This window comes from Sorangium sp. So ce426, from assembly GCF_051475585.1.
Lineage (GTDB): Bacteria > Myxococcota_A > Polyangia > Polyangiales > Polyangiaceae > Sorangium > Sorangium cellulosum_B.
Window position 1 is genome coordinate 12,871,180 of record NZ_CP150341.1, and the last position, 18,580, is coordinate 12,889,759.

Annotated in this window: 16 protein-coding genes; 7 read left to right on the forward strand and 9 right to left on the reverse strand. The window is 70.4% G+C overall.

The features are described 5' to 3' along the window. Nucleotides 1–15 precede the first annotated feature (15 nt). Genes WMF44_RS48415 through WMF44_RS48430 form a run of 4 tightly spaced genes read left to right on the forward strand, consistent with a single transcriptional unit; the run spans nt 16 to nt 5,013 of the window. Nucleotides 16–1,305, forward strand: a complete 1,290-nt coding sequence (locus WMF44_RS48415; protein ID WP_437296824.1) for a YcaO-like family protein — start codon at nt 16–18, stop codon at nt 1,303–1,305. Beyond that, on the forward strand, nt 1,302–2,708 hold the full coding sequence (locus WMF44_RS48420; protein WP_437296825.1) for a TfuA-like protein: 1,407 nt from the start codon (nt 1,302–1,304) through the stop codon (nt 2,706–2,708). The genes WMF44_RS48415 and WMF44_RS48420 overlap by 4 nt, the downstream gene beginning before the upstream one ends. Then, entirely contained in the window at nt 2,705–3,667 is a 963-nt protein-coding gene (locus tag WMF44_RS48425) for an ABC transporter ATP-binding protein (RefSeq protein ID WP_437296826.1), read from the forward strand. The genes WMF44_RS48420 and WMF44_RS48425 overlap by 4 nt, the downstream gene beginning before the upstream one ends. Then, nucleotides 3,664–5,013: an ABC transporter permease gene (locus tag WMF44_RS48430; RefSeq protein WP_437296827.1), complete on the forward strand. Its 1,350-nt coding sequence runs from the start codon at nt 3,664–3,666 to the stop codon at nt 5,011–5,013. The genes WMF44_RS48425 and WMF44_RS48430 overlap by 4 nt, the downstream gene beginning before the upstream one ends. A gap of 48 nt (nt 5,014–5,061) precedes the next feature. Here the strand turns inward: WMF44_RS48430 and WMF44_RS48435 are convergent, their stop codons facing one another. The 6 genes from WMF44_RS48435 to WMF44_RS48460 all read right to left on the reverse strand — a co-directional run bounded on the left by WMF44_RS48435 (nt 5,062) and on the right by WMF44_RS48460 (nt 9,551). Then, a complete protein-coding gene (locus tag WMF44_RS48435) occupies nt 5,062–5,556 on the reverse strand; it encodes an SRPBCC family protein (RefSeq protein ID WP_437296828.1) in 495 nt (164 codons plus the stop codon). Then, nucleotides 5,540–5,872, reverse strand: a complete 333-nt coding sequence (locus tag WMF44_RS48440) for an ArsR/SmtB family transcription factor (protein WP_437296829.1) — start codon at nt 5,870–5,872, stop codon at nt 5,540–5,542. The genes WMF44_RS48435 and WMF44_RS48440 overlap by 17 nt, the downstream gene beginning before the upstream one ends. Before the next feature lie 236 nt (nt 5,873–6,108). Further along, nucleotides 6,109–6,576 (reverse strand): hypothetical protein, encoded by a 468-nt coding sequence (locus WMF44_RS48445; protein WP_437296830.1) that lies wholly within the window; start codon nt 6,574–6,576, stop codon nt 6,109–6,111. Between the two features lie 272 nt (nt 6,577–6,848). Next, a complete protein-coding gene (locus tag WMF44_RS48450) occupies nt 6,849–7,907 on the reverse strand; it encodes a methyltransferase (protein ID WP_437296831.1) in 1,059 nt (352 codons plus the stop codon). 217 nt (nt 7,908–8,124) lie between these two features. Continuing rightward, on the reverse strand, nt 8,125–8,640 hold the full coding sequence (locus WMF44_RS48455) for a hypothetical protein (RefSeq protein ID WP_437296832.1): 516 nt from the start codon (nt 8,638–8,640) through the stop codon (nt 8,125–8,127). Nucleotides 8,641–9,035: 395 nt separating this feature from the next. Beyond that, complete coding sequence (locus WMF44_RS48460) at nt 9,036–9,551, reverse strand: hypothetical protein (RefSeq protein ID WP_437296833.1); 516 nt, start codon at nt 9,549–9,551, stop codon at nt 9,036–9,038. Nucleotides 9,552–10,281: 730 nt separating this feature from the next. On the opposite strand from WMF44_RS48460, the gene WMF44_RS48465 reads away from it, so the two are divergent. Both WMF44_RS48465 and WMF44_RS48470 read left to right on the forward strand, forming a co-directional pair. Then, nucleotides 10,282–11,949, forward strand: coding sequence for a hypothetical protein (locus WMF44_RS48465; RefSeq protein WP_437296834.1), 1,668 nt, complete (start codon nt 10,282–10,284; stop codon nt 11,947–11,949). Nucleotides 11,950–12,094: 145 nt separating this feature from the next. Continuing rightward, nucleotides 12,095–12,562, forward strand: coding sequence for a hypothetical protein (locus WMF44_RS48470; RefSeq protein ID WP_437296835.1), 468 nt, complete (start codon nt 12,095–12,097; stop codon nt 12,560–12,562). A gap of 208 nt (nt 12,563–12,770) precedes the next feature. On the opposite strand, the gene WMF44_RS48475 is transcribed toward WMF44_RS48470, so the two are convergent. The 3 genes from WMF44_RS48475 to WMF44_RS48485 form a co-directional block, all read right to left on the reverse strand. After that, nucleotides 12,771–13,637: a helix-turn-helix domain-containing protein gene (locus WMF44_RS48475; protein ID WP_437296836.1), complete on the reverse strand. Its 867-nt coding sequence runs from the start codon at nt 13,635–13,637 to the stop codon at nt 12,771–12,773. Between the two features lie 60 nt (nt 13,638–13,697). Then, nucleotides 13,698–14,813 carry an SUMF1/EgtB/PvdO family nonheme iron enzyme gene (locus WMF44_RS48480; protein WP_437301695.1) on the reverse strand — a complete coding sequence of 372 codons (1,116 nt, stop codon included), beginning with the start codon at nt 14,811–14,813 and terminating at the stop codon, nt 13,698–13,700. Nucleotides 14,814–14,908: 95 nt separating this feature from the next. Next, nucleotides 14,909–15,454 (reverse strand): TlpA family protein disulfide reductase, encoded by a 546-nt coding sequence (locus tag WMF44_RS48485; RefSeq protein WP_437296837.1) that lies wholly within the window; start codon nt 15,452–15,454, stop codon nt 14,909–14,911. A 228-nt stretch (nt 15,455–15,682) separates the two neighbouring features. Here WMF44_RS48485 and WMF44_RS48490 point away from each other — a divergent pair, with 228 nt between their 5' ends. Continuing rightward, on the forward strand, nt 15,683–18,376 hold the full coding sequence (locus WMF44_RS48490) for a HEAT repeat domain-containing protein (protein WP_437296838.1): 2,694 nt from the start codon (nt 15,683–15,685) through the stop codon (nt 18,374–18,376). Nucleotides 18,377–18,580: the final 204 nt, after the last annotated feature.

Here is an 18,580-nt window from a genome sequence, read left to right on the forward strand (position 1 = left end):
CGAAGGAGAAGCATCGTGGAGACTCAGACCAAGCTTCCGCCCATGCCGGGGCTCTCGGGCCCCGAGAAGAAGCGCTTCATGAACGGCACCCACCGCGCGGCCTCGCCCGAGGAGACCCTGGATCGGATCAAGGGCTTCATGCCGGCGATGGGGATCACGCGGGTCGCCAACGTCACGGGGCTCGACGCGATCGGGATACCGGTCGTCGTCGTGTGCCGCCCCAACTCGCGCTCTCTCTCGGTCAGCCAGGGAAAGGGGCTGACGCTCGCGGCGGCGAAGGTCTCGGGGCTGATGGAATCGATCGAGGCCTATCACGGCGAGAACATCGTCCGGCCGCTGCTCCTCGGCTCCTCTCGCGACATCCGGCGCTCCCACGCGATAGCCGACGTCTCCGCGCTGCCGCGGACCTCGAGCGTGCCGTTCGACGAGGACACCCCGCTCCTGTGGGCCGAGGGCTACGACCTCATGCGCGGCGCCCCGGTGTGGGTCCCCTACGAGCTCGTGCACGTCAACGCCACCGCGGCGGGCCGCGTCAACCCGGGTATCTTCTGCTGCTCGACCAACGGGCTCTCGTCGGGGAACGGGCTCCTCGAGGCGGTGAGCTACGGTATCTGCGAGGTGGTCGAGCGCGACGCCACGGCCGTGTGGGGGGCCCTCACCGACGAGGAGCGGGACGCGAGGCGGCTCGATCTCGACAGCATCGATGATCCCGGCTGCCGCGAGGTGCTCGCGAGATTCTCGGCCGCCGGGGTCGCCGTCGGCGCGTGGGAGACCACCTCCGACGTCGGTATCCCCTCGTACGAGTGCCTGATCGCCGAGCGGACGGAGGACGCCGTCCGTGCGCTCCACGGCTCCGGCGGGCAAGGCTGCCATCCGTCGCGCGCCGTCGCGCTGCTCCGCGCCCTCACCGAGGCCGCGCAGACCCGGCTCACGGTCATCTCGGGCGCGCGCGACGACCTCCTCCGCGCCGAGTACGACCGCCACCGGAGCCCCGATCAGGTCCGGCACGTCCGCCGGCTGCTGACGGCGCGCGGAGAGCGCCCGTTCTCCGCGGGGCCGACGTTCGCGGGCGACACGTTCGAGGACGACGTCGCCTGGCAGCTCGAGCGGCTGCGCGCGGTCGGGATCGACAGCGTCGTCGCCTTCGATCTCACGAAGCCGGAGTTCGGCATCCCCGTCGTCAAGATCGTGATCCCCGGGCTCGAAGGGATCCACTCGTTCCCCAACTACATCCCTGGCCGCCGGTTCCGCCGCGCGCTCGAGCGCCGGAGCGGGAGCGCGGCGAGCCCGAAGGAGATCGCATGAGCCTCATCGTCTTTGTCGGTCCGACCCTCTCGCTCGAGGCCGCGCGGGCGGAGCTCGACGCCCTCTATCTGCCGCCGGTCTCGCAGGGCGACGTCTACCGGGCATGCGCCAAGCGCCCGAGCGCCATCGCGATCATCGACGGCTATTTCGAGCGGGTCCCGGCGGTCTGGCACAAGGAAATTCTCTTCGCGATGGCGCAGGGCATCCACGTCTTCGGGAGCTCCAGCATGGGGGCGCTGCGCGCCGCCGAGCTCTCCGCCTTCGGCATGGAAGGCGTGGGCGCCATCTTCGAGGCGTACCGCGACGGCCTCATCGAGGACGACGACGAGGTGGCCGTCGTCCACGGCCCCGCGGACAGCGGCTTTCGCGCCGGCTCCGAGGCGATGGTCAACATCCGCGGGACGTTCGACGCCGCGGCGGCCGCGGGCGTGATCACCTCCGCCACGCGCGACGCGCTCACGGCGGTCGCAAAGTCTCTTTACTATCCCGACCGCGTCTATCCCGTGATCCTCGACGCCGCGTCCCGCCACGGCGTCCCGCAGAGCGAGCTCGCGTCGCTGCGCGACTTCCTCCCGAAGGGGCGCGTCAACCAGAAGCGCGACGACGCGATCGCGCTGCTCCGGCACCTCCGCGCGCGCGCCGAGGCGGGCTTCTCGCTGAAGACCGTCACGTACAGGTTCGAGGTCACCGAGTTCTGGTGCCGCGCCGAGCAGGCCGCCGGCGAGATGGTCGCCGCGGAGCGCCCGACCGCCGGCGACCCGTCGCCGTACGAGACAGTGGCCCTCGACGGCATCCTGGACGAGCTCCGCCTCGACGCGGCGGCGTACGGCCGGGCGAAGCGCGGGGCCATGCTCCGGTACCTCGCGCTGCAGGAGGCCGAGCGGCGCGGCCTCACCGTCGACAACGCCGCGCTGGAGCGGGCGTCCGACGCCTTCCGCCGCGAGCGGCGGCTCTACGAGCCGGACGACGTGAAGGCGTGGATGGGTCGGTTCAGCGTCGGCTGGGGCGAGCTGACGCGGCTGCTCCGCGACGAGGCGCTCATCGGCTGGGTCGAGAAGGCGGTCGACGAGGTGGCGCAAGGCCACGTCCGCGACCACCTCTCGGTCTCCGGCGAGTACGCGGAGCTGCTCTCCCGGGCCCGCGACAAGCAGCGGCGCCTCGCCGAGCTCGGCCTGTCGAACCCCGCCTTCTCCGACGCCGGGATGGCCGAAGGCGACCTGATCCGGTGGTATTTCGAGCGATGCCTGGGCGCGCCCGTGCCGCCCGATCCGGCGGGCGCGCTGCGCTCCGCCGGCTTCGCCGACGCGGACGAGTTCAAGCGCGTTGCGCTGCGCGAGGTGTGTTATCGCCGCGCCGCGCACGGCGACCGGGCCGCGAGCGCCTCGGCCCCGGAGCGCCGGTGACGCCCGCGATCTCGCTCCGCGGGGCGACGAAGGTCTTCGCGTCGCGCCGGGCCGTCGACGCCGTGTCGTTCGAGGTGCGGCGCGGCGGCGCCACCGCCCTCCTCGGCCGGAACGGCGCCGGGAAGACGACGACGATGCGCCTCGTGACGGGCATCCTCCGCCCCGACGAGGGCGCGGTCGAGGTGCTCGGGGGCAGGAGCGACAGCGTCGTGATCCGCGATCGCGTCGGGTACCTCCCGGAGGAGCGAGGCCTGTACAAGCAGATGGAGGTCGCCGAGCACCTGGCCTTCCTCGGCGAGCTGAAGGGCGTCCGCCCGCGCCGCGCGCGCGAGAGCGCCGCGCGGCTCCTCCGGTCGCTCGAGCTCGGGCACGTCGCGCGCGCGCGGATCGAGACGCTGTCGAAGGGCAACCAGCAGAAGGTGCAGCTCTGCGGCGCGCTCGTCCACGACCCGGAGATCCTCGTCCTCGACGAGCCGATGTCGGGCCTCGATCCCGTCAACGCCGTGCTCGTGAAGCGGCTCTTCGGGGAGCTCCGCGCCGCCGGAAAGACCCTCTTGCTCTCGACCCACGTCATGCCGCTCGCCGAGAGCCTGGCCGACCACGTCGTCGTCGTCGATCGGGGGCGCGTCGTCCTTTCGGGGCCCGTCGGCGAGGTGAAGGCGTCGTTCGCCGGCAACACGGCGCGGATCGAGTTCGACGGCGACGGGACCTTCCTCCTCGGCGTCGACGGCGTGGTGAGCGCGCGGATCGAGCCGGGCGCGGCGGAGCTCGTGCTGCGCGACGCCGGCGACGCGCAGCGGGCGCTCTCGGCGGCGCTCTCGCGCGTCCGGGTGCGGCGGTTCGAGGTCTCGTCGCCGTCGCTCGGCGAGATCTTCTCTCGCGTCGTCGGCGAGGGCGCCCCGCCGCCGCTCGCCCCCAGGCCGCGCGCTGCCCGCGGCGCGGCGCTGGAGGCGTCGTGAGCCGCATCCTCGTCGTGCTGAAGCGTGAGTACGTCGCCTCGGTGAAGACAGCGTCCTTCGTCCTCACGACGCTCCTCCTGCCGGTCCTCTTCGCGGCGGTGGGCCTGCTCCCTGCGCTCCTCGTCGCCGTCGGCGCCGGCGATCGCTCGGTCGTCGTGGTCGACGGGACAGGCCAGCTCCGCGGGGTCGTGGAGGCCGCCTCCGCGGGCCTCGCCGAGGAAGCGTCGGCGCGGTCCTCCGCGAGGTCGCTCGGCGCCGCGATGGGCAGCGCCGTGCTCCCGAGGGCCGCCCGGCTGCGGCTCACCTACGTGGCCCCCGGGGACGCCGCCGCCACGACCGCGGCCGTCGCGGCGCTGCTCGACGGCGCGAGGGCGGGCGCCACGACGGGAGGGCATGGCGTGGACGGCGTCGTGGTGCTCCCGCCCGAGATGCTCGAGGACCCCGGCGCGCGGGGCGCGCTGTACGCGAAGGGGGCTGACCTCGATGCCGTCGAGCACGCCGCGGCGGTGGTGGCGCGCGGCGTCGCCGTGGCGCGGTGGACGGCGCGCGGCCGCGACGCCGCCGAGATCGAGGGCCTCCTGTCGCCTCCTGCGTTCGACTCGGCGCCCCTCTCCTCGAGCGGCCCCGGGGGCTCCGGCGGCGACCTCGACCTGCTCGTCGCCTTCGGCTTCGGCGGCCTGCTCTTCGTCGCGGTCCTCTTGAATGGTCGCGAGATCTTGCGCCGCATCGTGCAGGAGAAGTCGGACCGGATCATGGAGATCCTCCTCTCCTCGGTGACCCCGTTCGAGCTCCTGTCCGGGAGGATCCTCGGCCTCGCCGCCGCCGGCCTCACGCAGATCCTCGTGTGGCTCGGGATGGCGGCTGTCGCGGGTGTCGCGACAGCCGCGCTGGGAGGGCCGCGCCTCCTCGACGCCGAGACCCTGCTTCGCCCCATGGTCGCCGTGTACTTCGTCGTGTTCTTTCTGCTGGGATATCTCGTGAACGTGGCTGTCTATGCCGTCGGCGGCGCGGCCGCGAGCTCCGAGAAGGCCGCGCAGCAGCTGATGAGCCCGATCTCGATGGCGCTCTCCGCGCCGCCGTTCTTCCTCGTGGTCATCGCCGGTCACCCCGGCTCGACGCTCGCCGTCGTGCTCTCGATGATCCCGATCTACGCCCCGATGGTGATGTTCGTCCGGGTCCTCGTCTCCGAGCCGCCGCTCTGGCAGATCCTCGTCGCCATCGGCGGCACCGGCGCGACCGTGCTGCTCTTCATCTGGGTGGCTGCAAGGATCTTCCGGACAGGCGTCCTCTCCCAGGGAGCGACGCCGACCCTCCGCGAGCTCTGGCGCTGGGCCCGCGAAAGGTGACGCGTTCGGACGGCGCCATCGGCCGTCCGGACGCGCGGCGCAGCGCGTTCAAGCCGCCGACAGCGTCTTGCCTGTCTCGAGCAGCGTCTTCAGATCGCTCAGGATATAGCTCCAGCCACCGCCGGCTTCCTTGATCGCGCCCGAGGTGATGGCGGCTGTCTTGGGCGCGTCGCCGACCTCGTGGGTCACGGTCAGCGACGTGATGCCGTAGGGGCTCACCTCGATCTCCCAGGTAAGTCGCCTGAAGCCCTCCTCCTTCATCTCGGGATCCCAGAGGATGCGCCACGTCTGAACGAGCTTTCGCGGGGGATCGGCCTCGATGACCTCTCCATCGATGATCACGTTGGGGCCGCCGTGCTGGGCCATCTCCGCGCTCGCGAACGCCTGGTATTTGCCGCCGGGGCGCAGATCGTACTCCGCGCGGGCGCAGTAACCGTACCTCTCGATCCACTCGGGCTTCGTGATCGCATCCCAGACGGCCTCGGGCGTCGCTTTGATGTGGACTCGGTAGATGTGGACCGGCTTCTCACTCTTCGTCGTCATTGTTCTTCTCCAGGTGTTTCTTCAGATCAACGAGCGCCGAAATGCGCCCCTCGGTGTACTTGTCGATCCAGCGGTCGTGGATCTGGCGAATGGGGACCGGGTTCAGGTAGTGGAGCTTCTTCCGGCCCGATCGAACCGTGACGACGAGCCCCGCGGCTTCGAGCACCCGGAGGTGCTTCATCACGCCGAACCTCGACATCTCGAGCTCGGACTCGAGCTCCGTGAGCGTGAGGCCGTCACGCGCGAAGAGCCGGTCGAGGAGGGAGCGCCGGGTGGGATCGGCCAGCGCCTTGAAGACGCGATCGTCGTCCGTCACCCCCTTGATATGTTACCAAATGGTCACTTGTCAAGGTCCAGGATGCTCGGCCTGCGCGGGTCCGGGCGCGGGCCGTGGCAGGTGCTCCGATGTGGGATGCGAGGGCGGCGACAGCTTTACGCTCGCGCTCGGCGATCGAAGGCATGGGCGCGAGGGGATGCGGTGACGCGGCGGACGCCGGCTGTGCAGCCAGTTCGAGGGCGGCCGGGCGGTCGATAAGCGGGCGAGGGGCGACCTCAGAAGCCTTCGCCGTTTTCGAGGATCGACGGGCAGAACGCGCGGACGCCCACGCACTCCGCAGGAGGCTGCAAGAGGTCGAGGCTGGACCCGCACGAGAGCTCCTTGAGGGTGCCGGCCATGGCGATCAGGCAGGTCTTGGCCTCCGCGACAGTGATGGTGCACCCCTCGAAGTCGTACGTGAAGCACCTGGTCGACGTCAGAGGTTCACTTCCAGAGAGGAGGCACTGCCGCCAGATGTTCACGCATTCCTCTATCCCGGTGGCGTTGAGCAGTCCGATGAGATCGCACTGGTCTATCTTCGAGAGCTTCATCGGCTCTCTGAGATCGTCGCACACCTGACTGGCCTCTTCGGCCGTCAGCTCGCCGAGCTGCCGGCTCTCGTCGAGGGCGACCGCGGTCTCGCCCCCATCGTCGCCGCACGCCGCGAGCGCGAGCCCAGCCGCCAGGACCCCGAGAAGCGTCATCCATCTCATTCGAGCTCTCCTTGACGAGGAAGGTGCGCTGGTGGCCGTTCAGGACCCGCAGGCGCCCCGTCGCCCCGACGATACACGCGCCCCGCGCTCGTCGATGCGCCGGAGCGCCCACGCGTCTGCGCCTCGGGTCGAGGGCGCCTGGCTGGGCCAGGGAAGAGGCTGTCGCGGCGTGGGGGCGGGAGATGGCCGTGTTCGCGCTCGGCTCGAACAGCCGCGTGCGCGGCAGCCTCGGCAAAGTGGATGGGTCGCTGCCGTGACGGGGCTCAAGCCCGCGCCGCCTCGAGAACCCGGTAGAAGCTCGGCGTCTCTCGCACGCCTTTCACGCAGAGGCCCGCGGCATCGAGCAGCGCGCGGTACTCGGCCTCGGTGCGCTCGCGTCCCCCGGTGTTCACGAGCATGTTGATGTCGCTGAACGTGAGGACCCAGTCAAGGGCCGTGTTGCCGCGCTGGCAGGGGCCGGCAGGGGCGGGCGCCTCGACGACGAGGAGGCGCGCCGAATCGTCCATCACCTCGCGGCACTTGCCCAGGAGCTTCAAGCTCCGGGCGTCATCCCAGTCGTGGAGCACGCTCTTGAGCACGTAGAGGTCGGCGGCCGGAGGCGCAATGTCGAAGCAGCTCCCCGCGACGAAGGACGCGCGGGCGCCCACGCCGCGCGATGCGAACAGCTGGAGCGCCCCTTCGCGCGCGTGATCGAGATCGAAGACGACCCCTTCCACGCCGGCGTGAGCCTCCAGGATCGCGCAGAGCAGGGCGCCGTAGCCGCCGCCCACGTCGATCACGCGGCGCACGCCGCGGAAGTCGATCGCCCCGACGATGCCTGGCGCGACCCCGCGGGTGAGCTCCACCATGGCCTGGTGGAAGATCACGGCGGCGGCCGGGTCGCGCGCCATCTCATCGAAGTGCTCGGTCCCGGACGACGCGGCGGCGTCCGCGGCGCCCCACGCCATCCGGCCGGTGCGGATGCAGTCGGTCAAGCGGCCCCAGGCCCGCCAGACGCCCGGCCCGCCCATCAGACGAGACCACGCGCGCCGCGAGCTCGGGGAGCTCGTCTCCAGGCATCGCCCCATCTCGGTGAGCTCGAACCGCTCCCCGCTCGGGGCGAGCAGATCGAGCGTGACGAGCGCCCGGAGCAGGCGCTCCGTCGCGTCGGGGTGCGTGCCGAGCCGCGTCGCGACCGCGCTGCTCGGAAGCGGTCCCCCGGCGAGGACGTCCGCGACGCCGAGCTCCGCGGCCGCGTGAATGACCTGCGGCACCCAGAGGCTCATGATCATCTGGTTCAGGCGGAACGCAGGGGGCAGATTCGTGGGAGAGCCGCTCGACATGGTGTTCGCTCCTTCGAGGCCTACCCTGGGGAGCGCGACGCCGCAGGTATTGTAAAGATTTTACCTTGCCAGCTCCGCGCTCCCCGAGTGGATCGTGGCGGCCGGTCTTCCGGACAGCGGCACCTATCGCACCCGGGACGCGGCGACGCAGCGACGCGGCTGACGCCGGGCGTGCAGCCAGATCGAGAGCGGCCGGTGAGCGGGGCGAGCGGCGACCTCAGAAGCCCACGACGTCTTTGAGGAGCCACGGGCACTTCTCGCTGACGCCCGCGCACTCCTCAGGGGACTGCAAGAGGTCGACAGGAGACTGCAAGAGGTCGATGTCGGACCCGCACGAGAGCGCCTTCATGGCTTCGGTCGCGGCGATCATGCAGGCCTTGACCTCCGCGACCGTGGCGGTGCACCACTTGAACTCGGACGTGTTGCACCTGCTCGACGTCAGAGGTTCACCTGCGGTGGCGAGGCACTTTCTCCAGGCGAGCACGCATTCCCCTTCCTCGGGGGAGAAGAGCAGTCCGACGAGATCGCACTGGTCCACTTTCGCGAGCTTCATCGGCTCGGCGAGATCGTCGCACACCTGCCCGGCCTCTCTGGCCGTCAGCTCGCCGATCCGCTGGTTCTCATCGAGGGCGATCGCGGTCTCGTCCCCATCCTCCCCATCGTCCCCAGCGTCCCCACCGTCGCCGCACGCCATGAGCGCGAGCCCAGCCGCCAGGACCCCGACAATCGTCATCCGTCTCATTCGAGCTCTCCCGGATAGAGAGGGTGCGTTCGTGGCCGTTCAGGACCCGCAGGCACCCCGTTCGCCTCGATGATACCCGCGCCCGCCCTCGGCGCGCCTGCAGAGAGCGTGCAGATTCCTGCGCTCGCGCGGCAGGCGCGAGCCTCCGGCGTCGCGCGCTGCGTCGGGCGCGGGCAAGAGCAGAAGAAACGAGACATCGCCCAGCGAGAGCTCGGCCCGTCCTAGAGAGCGGCCTCGCCGTGAGCCGTGCCGCGCGCGGTCGAGGCGCTCTCCGGCCGGGTCCAGCCCTGGTGTCCCCGCGGCGTTCACGGAGACGCTTGCCCCGCCGCGGGCTCGTGCCGGCGAGACCGTGCCGCGCGGCGGGGCGGGCGCCGCGCTCAGGCGTGTCAGCCCTCGCTCTCGTCTTCCTCTCCCCCTCCGTCCAGGGCCCCCGGGCACTTCTCCTCGATCGCGGCGCACGCCGCCGGCTTCTCCGCGAGGTCAGTGATCGTCGATTCGCACGTGAGCGCCTTGAGGGTGCCTACCATGGCGTCCACGCAGGCCCTGACCTCCGCGACCGTGGCGGTGCAGCCGGTGAACTGGGACGCTCCGCACGCTTCGAGGTCGTCCGTCTCCCCGGGCTCCTCCGGATCGCTGATGCATTCCTGCCTGGTGGTCTCACACTCCGTTCCGAACAAAGAGGCAAGCACCCCCGCGGCCTCGCACGCGTCCTCCTTCGAGATCGTCTTGGCCTGCCCGCGGAGGTCGTCGCACAGGCCGTCGGCCTCCTCGGCCGTCAGCGTGCTGAGCTGTTTGCCTTCGATGTCGCTCTCGCTACCTCCATCACCAGCACCCTCATCATCGCCGCAAGCCACGAGCGCGAGACCAGCCATCAGAAACCCGAGAAGCTTCATCCGTGTCATGTCGAGATCTCCTTGAACGAACGAGGACGTTCACCTTGAGCGCGCCTGCGCGGCCCTCCGGGCGACGCCACAGCGCCTGGTAGCGCTGGGCGCCGGCGCCTTCCGCGCGACTGCGCTGCTCAGACCGGTCTACGTTCGATGAGAAGATTCCTTTCCTCCGCGAACGGCGCGCGCAGCTTTCCCACGCGAGCGCCGCCCGCCTACCCGCCAGCGAACTCGCACAGGGCTTCCTCGCCGTGCCTGCGAGGCCATTGGCGCGCGCTCGCCCGGGGATACCGGGCATGATGCGCGGTTCACCCGTGGCTCATGTCACGCTGCGACCGTGACATGTCACGCTGCAACCCCGTGACATGTCACGCTGCAACCCCGTGACATGTCACGCTGCAACCCCGTGACATGTCACGCTGCAACCCCGTGACATGTCACGGTCGCGGCCCGTGACACGTCACGAAGAAATGAGCCGCATTTCACGGCGAATGGATCCTTGCCCGGCGCGTGGAACGCGACGGAATCGAGACATCGAGCAACCTCTGCGCCTGGCACAGGGCGTGCACTGACCGCTCCGAGCGGGCCCAGCGGTATCGAGCTTCCGGACCGGCGATGGCGTGAGCCGGCGCGCCCGCCTCTCCTCATCTTCCTCATGAGCAGCGCGCCGGAACCCCCCTGCCGTCTGCGCCTGGAACCCAGGCCGAAAAGCAAACGTGTGCACGAGCCAGAACAAGAGGTGTCCATGAAGCTGATATGCAGATCTGCCTTCCTCACGCGTTCCGTTCTCCTGGCGGCGCTTTGCACCGCATCCGTGGCGTGCGTGGACGGTCCCGAGAATGGTGATGTCTTCCTTGGTGTACCCGCCGGCACGACCATCAACTTCGCAGGCAAGTTCAATGCTGGCAGCGAAACGATCCGTGTCCAGGTGCTGGCCGATCCTGACGATGAGAACGATCCTGACTACGAGAACTGGGTGACGCTCGAAACCACCACCAGCGCTTCGACCCCCACGGATCAGGGTTTCGGTGAGTGGTACGAGTGGTCAGTCAACGCGACCCCCGTGCCGAGCTCGCCGACCTCTACGGAGAGCGCCCGCTGGCCCGAAGGCGGCCTCCTGCGCTTCCGCGTCGTCGACGATATAGGCAGCGCCTTTGCGACCTTCGATCAGGACCGGCTGGATTGCTATCAGACGGTAGGTATGCGCCAGCTGACCACCGAGGAGGACGAGAACTGGATTGCCGTAGGGGAAGAGTGCAAGAGCAACTGGACACAGGCCGTGCTGGTCAACGCTTCGAAGACGCCGACCGACCTCGAGGACACGCCGGCGTACCTCTCGCACATTGAAGAGAACGGGGTCGGCTCCCCGGAACACACGGCGGAATACTACGACGAGATAGACGCGCCGGTCTCCCTCACCGCCTTCAAGACCCGGTTCGGGTTCGGAGCCGCGGGCTCGGATGAGGTGTCGGCCGTCTACTACAACGCGGGCGATCTCGGCGTCGGCCGGGAGATGAACTGCAAATCGTATAATCCATACCCGACAAACCCGACACACCCGAATACCGGCGTAGCCTGCTTCGTGAGCAACTACGACGACGATGTGAACGACAACGTGAACGTCTTCGGAGCAGACCCGATCGACAGCCTCGCCAACACGGTGAGCGGGTTATATTCGGGCGTCCACAGCGGCGCGTTTGCCACGGTCGCCATGTGGTACATCCCGCCGATCACGGCGGATGACAGCGTGCGGTTCGCCGTTTATGGCCCGGGCCCGAATTACCTGCTCGCGCCTGATGCGCAGCTCGACTCCAAGGGCTACAACAAGGGTATCCCCCAAAACTGCATCGTTTGCCACGGCGGCGCCAGATACGATGCGTTGAACGACAGCGTGGACGGGGGGGGCGCGCGGTTCTTGCCGTTCGACCTCTCCGCCTTCGAGTTCTCGACCGCGTCGGGCTTCACGCGCGCCGCTCAGGAGGAGAAGTTCCGCAAGCTGAACAAGCTCGTCCTCCAGGCCGGGCCCACCGCGGCGACCCAGGAGCTCATCAACGGCTGGTACGCCGCCGGCAGCGTGAGCACGGTGGGCACGGTCCAGAATAGCGCCTTCATCCCGCCCGGTTGGACAGGGAACAAGGCGGACGAGAAGATCTACTCGGCGGTCGTCGCGCCGTACTGCCGTGGTTGCCACGCCGCCCAGAGCAACTCCTTCTACAACTTCGCCGATAAAGGTGATTTCCAGACGTGGGGAAACATCGGGTCCATCGAGGCAGACGTCTGCACGGTGGGCCTCGATCCGGCGAAAAACCATGTGATGCCCAACGCCGAGGTCACGCTGGATCGGTTCTGGAAGAGCCCCGCGCGGGCCTACCTCGCCGGGTACTTCGATATCAAGAGCAGCTGCAAGCCCTAGGACACCGATCACGTTGATCGAGCGAGAAATGAACCGCCAAGACACCAAGATATTTCTCCGTTCTTGGCGTCCTTGGCGACTTGGCGGTTCGAAATTCTGCGCTCTTCAGGCAGTTTCAACCCGTTTGTCGCTCTAGGAGACGACCATGACGCGAAGGTGGATGATCACGGGCGTGGGCGTGGGCGCTGCAGTGGCCTTGATCCTGGCCCTCGCCGGGCGGGGTGGTGATTTTCGGCCACCGAAGACGGTAACTGTGTCTTTCGGTCCACCGGCGGCGGCGCCCCGGCCTCGCCCGGCCGGCGAGGCCGAAGCGACGGTGCTCGCGGCGACGTCCTCCGCGCCATCCACGGAGCCCGTGGTGGAGCGGGGCGTCGCCCTGGCGCTGCGCATCCGTGACGACATCTGCCGGTGCGAGACCCGGGAGTGCTTGCACCGCACCGGCGCGACCTTCAGGGGCACCGGCGGCCGCGCCGTCTCGAAGATCCCGGAGGAGAGCAAGGTCATCGAAGCGGCCAGGCGCGAGACCAACGCCTGCATCAAGCGCATCAGCGTGGCGGAGGACCGGGCCGCCGCCGCGCTCGAAGCTACACACGACGCTCCGGAAGGCGGGTAGAGGGCCTCCGCCGAGGCGGCCGGGCGGCGTTGCCGTGCGCTCCCGGCCGCTCAGGCGAGCCCTCCACGCCGGCGCACGATCCCGCGCGCCGGCTGGGCCCGGGTTGGATCCATGCCTTCCGAGGGGCTGCGATCCGTCGTCACGCTCCACCGAAATCCCGACGAACGCGACGGTTCGCCACCGCAAATTCACCCGCCGCGACGAGGGCTCAGGGGCTCATGCCGGCGACGTCGATCAGCGCCGCGCGCGTCCGGGTCGGGGTCGTCCCGCTGAATTGCTTCACGTCCCGCGCGAGGTGCGCCTGGTCGTAGTAGCCGAACCGCTGGGCGAGCTCCGCCCACGTCCCCGTGGCGCCCGTCTTGAGGTGCCGCACCAGCCGGTCGAAGCGAACGAGGCGCGCGAGGAGCTTGGGCGGGACGCCGACGTGCTCGCGGAACAGGCCGATCACGTGCTTCTGGCTGTAGCCGAGCTCGCGCGCGAGGGCGCGCATGTCGACCGCGCCCCCGCGCTCCTCGATGCGGCGGAACGCCCACGAGACCACGCCGATCTCGAGCCGCGCCTCGTCCACGCGCTCGCCGAGCGCCCGCTCGATCAGGTCGAAGCGCGCGTCCCAGGTCGGGAGCTCCTCGAGGCGCTCCGCCAGCCGGGCGTGCTTTTTGGGCAGCAGATCGCGCGCCGAGATCACGCGCCCGGTCAGCTCCTCCATGGGCACGCCGAAGAAGAGCCGCGCCCCGATGGGGGTGAGGTTCACCTGGAGCCCGCGCTGGAACCCGTCGTGCTCGGTGATCGTGAAGGTGGCGTCGAGGCCCGCGACGAAGCCGCCGGGGTGCGAGGAATGACGGCGATCGCTCCCCGCGTCGAACACGCGCAGCGGCGGTCCGAACTCGATGATCACGACGACCTGCGGCGCAGGGAGCTCGCGCCGCCGCAGCGGCCCGGGCGTCTCCTCCGTGTAGCCGCTGTAGTCGCGGATGTAAGGGCGGAGGCGCGGCGCCGGGGGCCGCGTCGCGATCTCCCAGCGGCCCTCACCGGAGTTGCCGCGGGAGATCCTTGCGCGAGGCGCCAGCGCTTGCATCGCGGGGCAAAGATACCCGTCGACGCGGGCGCGAGCCAGCCGCGCGCCGGGCGGGGCGCGTCAGCGGATCGTCTTGCAGCACCGGAGCCCAAGGTGGTAGTTCGCGTGCCACGCGTCCTCCATCGGCTCGACGTGCCAGCGCGGGCTGTAGGCGCAGTGATCGGGGTAGGTCTCGCGGCCCTTCGGCCTCGGGGCGTCGTGCTCGCGGGCGACCTCGACGTAGAACCAGGCGCTCCCCTTGAGCTGGCTGTACAGCTTGCCGTCGTCGCGGTCGCGGCGGGTCATGATCTCGGCCACGTTGCCGTGCTGATCGAACACCCCGAACCGCGAGCGGCACGCGGGGAAGGACCCCGCAGGCTCGGTGTCGGTCGCGCAGGTCTGGTAGGCAGAGCGCGCTGTGTCGCCGTCGCACGGCTTGCCATCGATGTCGCGGTGCGGCGTCTGCGTGTGGCAGACGGCGAGATCGAGCGCGTCGCCGTAGGCGTACGTCCTCGGCTTGCCGCCCTCGGGATCGCCGCGGCACGCGAGGCTCCACTCGTCCTCGGTGCAGAGGCGCTTGCCCTGCAGGCTGCATACGGCCGCCGCCTGCGTCGGGCTCGCCCAGACCATCGGCAGCTCGCACGGCTTGTTGGGGAACTCGAAGACGTCGATGCAGAACGCGGCCGACGCCGGCTTCCCGCGCCTGTACACGGGCACCATGTTCTCGTGGCCACCGCAGCGGGCGCGCTGCTCCTCCGTCTGGAGGACGACGCCCCGGAGGCCCTCCAGGCACTGCTCCTTCGAGCGCGTGTGCCGCGCGAGCTCCTTGTTGCCCTGGTTGAGCCGGGCAGGGGAGCCGCCGCCGAAGTTCTTCTCCAGGAAGAGCTCGGGGTTCTTGAGCTTCCGCTCTCGCTCCGAGAGCTCCTTCAGCGAGAAGAGCCGCACCAGATCCTCGCGCGCCTCGTAGTGGGTCGCCATCGGATCCCCGACCGCCCCGGGCGCGCCAGCGTCGCCGCCGGCCGCACCGGGCGCGCCGGGCTCGCCAGAGGCCCGAGGGGCCGGCGCCCCCGGGGCGGAGGCCGCCGGGCCCGGAGGCGGCGCGGAGGCGCTGGCCGGAGGCGGCGCGCCGGCGTCGCGGCCGCGATCGGCGTCGCCGCGGGAGCAGGCGGGCGCGGCGACCGCGAGCGCCGCCAGCACGAGGTGCAAGGGACGGGAAGGAGGAGGCACGTGGAGCGAGCGGGGCACGTCGAGCTAGAGAGGCACGTGGAGCGCGCGGGGCACGTCGCGCGAGATCAGAGGGCGGCCTCGACGATCTCGGAGAGGCTCGCCTCGTCGACGACGCCCGTCAGGTAGGCCGCGACCTTCCCCTGCCTGTCGATCACCACGAGGCTCGGCAGCTTGTCCACCCCGTAGTGGGCCGAGGCCTCCTTCGCGTCGTCGATCAGGATGGGATACGAGAGGCCCTTCTTGAGCGCGTACTGGCTGGCCACCTGGGGCGGGTCGTCCACGTTGACGCCGAGCACAACGAGCCCCTTCTTCTCGTAGCGGCGCGCGATCCGGTCGAGGATCGGCGCCTGGACCGCGCAGGGACCGCACCACGTCGCCCAGAAATCCAGGATCACCGGCTGGCCCCTCAGCTCGGCGATCTGCATGCGCGCGCCGGGCTCGCCGTTGGCGGCGACCGGCAGCGTCACGTCGGGGGCCTCCGCGCCGACCATGCCCGAGGCCCCCGGCGCAAGGCGCGGCAGGATCACAAGACCAAACAGCGCGCTCAGGGCGATGAGCAACGCGACTGCAGGATAGAGAATCTTGCCGGAATCGGGCTGGGGTTCGGCCATACGGGCCCTGGGCTTCATAGCAAATCTTTGGGCCTACGTCCGAGCGGCTCTGGTACGGTCCGGCGCCTCGACCGGCCGGGCGCTTTGCCGCCTGGCCCGGGGGCGGGGGCGCAGCGCGGCTCGCCGCGCGACGCCGCCGCCACCGGGAGGGGTCGGGGGCGCAGCGCGGCACGCCGCGCGATGCCACCGCCGTTCGGGTCACGTCGTCGCCCGCGCGCTGGAGGAACCATGCTCGATCGTCCGAATCTTTCACGAGAGAATCCCGCGGGGCCGCGCGGACGGCGCCCGCCGCCGGGGTCCCTTCCGGCCAAGCAGGCGGCCAAGTGGCCCCCCGATGACAACGATCTGCCCGGCGCCCCGCCGGCGCCCGCAGGCGGCGGCGGCTTCGCGGACGACGGCAACTTCAAGCGCGGGCGGTTCAGCCCCGTGTCGATCGTGGTCGGCCTCGTCGTCGCGCTCGGCGCCGCGGGCGCCATCTGGCTCGGCGTCAAGCAGGACAGCCAGAAGATGACGGTCGACGCCGTCTCCAAGGAGAAGAAGAACATCTTCGTCCTGCCCAAGAAGGACCAGCTGCCCCTGTGGCGCAAGTGGGCCGCCGCGAGCTCCGAGCTGTCGCTCCAGCAGGAGGCCCTCATGCAGCTCGCGTGGGCCGACGATCCCGAGGGCGTCACGCACGCGCAGAACGCGCTCGCGCTCCCGGACCACCGCGTGAAGGGCGTCGCCGCGCAGGTGCTCGCGTACTACGGCTCGCCCAAGGCCGACGGCGCCAAGCACGCGCTGCTCGAGGCGCTCAAGGTCGCGGACGAGAGCGACAGGCCCCAGCTCGTCTGGGCCCTCGTCGAGCTCAAGGAGCCGGCCGCGTTCAAGGACGCGATGGACCAGTACAGGAAGGGGTTCCTCTCGAAGGTCGAGCGGCTCGGCGGCGGCATCGCCTTCGACCCCGAGAAGCTCGCCGGCCTCGTGTCGCTCGAGGAGCTCTCCAAGCTCGCGACCGACGAGAGCTCGTCGGTGCGGCAGCTGGTCGCGACGGTCCTGTCGCGCAACGCCGAGCCCAAGTGGACGAGCGCGCTCATCACGCTCGTGAAGGACAAGGACGTCGAGGTCGCGCGCGAGGCCGCGAACGGCCTCGGGCGGATCGGCGACGAGACGGCGCGCGCCCCGCTCCTCGAGGCCCTCGCGAACGCCGACAAGGCCAGCCGCCAGCGCTTCCTCGAGGCGCTGCGCGACGGCATCGGCGGCGAGGGGCTCGTGCTCGCCCTCGAGAGCGTGAAGCAGGACCCGGAGGAGACGACCTGGTTCCAGACGAAGCAGATCATGGAGATGCTGCGCGAGCTCGCCGACCCGCGGTCGGCCGACCCGCTCGTGAAGTGGATCGAGGCCAAGAAGCCGCCGCTGCACTGGCAGGGCGAGGCGGGGACGCGGCTCGCCGAGGTCGGCGACATCCGCGCCGCCAAGTTCCTCGGCGAGCGGCTGCTGGCCGACCCGCTCAAGCTCTACAAGCTCGAGAAGTTCTGGGAGGCGGACGAGGGCGGGCACCTGTCGCGCACCGATCTGCCGCGCGTCGTCGGCGCCCGCATGCTCGCCGATCTCGCCACGATCCACGCGGACAAGGCCGCCGAGCTCAAGGCCGCGGCCGAGGCCCCGGTCATCCTGTGGCTCAAGGATCGCCCGCAACCGCACGCGAACGGCCTGCGCTTCCTCGCCACGGTCCGCTCCGAGAAGATCCTGAAGGACATGCGCGACTGGGCCTTCCCGACGGATCCGCTCCCCAAGGAGGGGCAGCTGCCGCCGTTCCCCACGGCCTTCGAGACCGCGCAGAGCGCGCTCCGGTACATCGGGCGCATGAAGGACGAGCCCTCGTACCCGAAGCTCCTCGATCAGTTCAGCCGGAAGAAGGATCCGAAGATGGACATCACCCAGGACGGGCTCCAGGGCGCTGGGCTCTCGATGCTGGGGATGGCGCTCCGCGCGGTCGCCTACGGCGCGTCGCAGGGGCTCGCCGAGTGGGGCGATCCGCGCGCGGTGGAGAAGCTGACGAAGCTCATCGAGGACGAGCTGTGGCACGAGGAGGCCCGCCAGGCCGCCTGCGAGTCGATCGCCTGGTGCGCCGACGACAAGGCGATGATCGAGGTGGCGAAGAAGGCGAAGGAGTTCGCGAGCAAGAAGGAGCCGCGCAAGCAGCTCATCGGCGCCTGCTACGCGTCGTCGCTCGCGCTCCGGCCGGTGCCCGGCGCGGCCGCCGAGCTCGTCACGCTCCTCACGGCCGACGTCGACCCCGGGGTGCGCATGGCGATCGCGCGCGCCATCGGCATCGGCGGCTTCGACGAGGCGGTGCAGGGGCAGCTGTTCGAGAAGCTCAAGGACGTCGAGGTCCGGAACGCCGCGGCGCTCGCGCTCATCCTCGGCGGCACGAGCGACACCGCGGCGCGGACGGTCGCGATGTACGCCGACTTCGACAAGTCCGCGCTGGACGACCTGAAGGACCACTACTACCGCGCCTTCGGCTACTGGTCGGACGAGGACTTCAAGCGCGGCAACCTCTACCGGTACGTCGCGAACGCCGAGGCGATCACGCGGGTGAAGGTCGCCGACGCGCCGCAGGAGTGGGCGCGGCAGCGGCTCCAGGCCCAGTTCGACAACCTGAAGTACGACAACGGCCCGCACTCGGAGACCCGCGTCGTGCTGCGCTACCGGCTCTTCCAGGAGGCCAAGGGCGGCGACGGCGCGAAGAAGAAGGGCGCGATCGAGACGCTCAAGTTCATGAAGGAGAAGGGCGTGCTCATGGCCCTGCGGCACGAGCAGGGTGAGACGGGCGCGCTCGCGAAGCGCGCGTTCCACGAGCTCATGAACCCGAAGGCCACCGTGGCCGAGGACCTGAGCAAGTTCGCCCCGGCGAAGGCCGGGGGCGCCGACACGCCGTAGCGGCGCGCGGTCCGGCGCGGCCGGCGCGCGCACGAAGCCGCGGCGCACGACCCAGGGGCAGGCAGCCCGGGAGCGCTCGAGGGGAGGTCGTCCTCTCCGGAGCTCCCGGGCTTCCTGTTTTTGTGCTGGCAGCGCGGCCATTTCCGTCTCCGGCGCGCCTCGGGCTGGCCGGGGTGGTCGGGTGACCGGCGCGTGTCGGGCTGG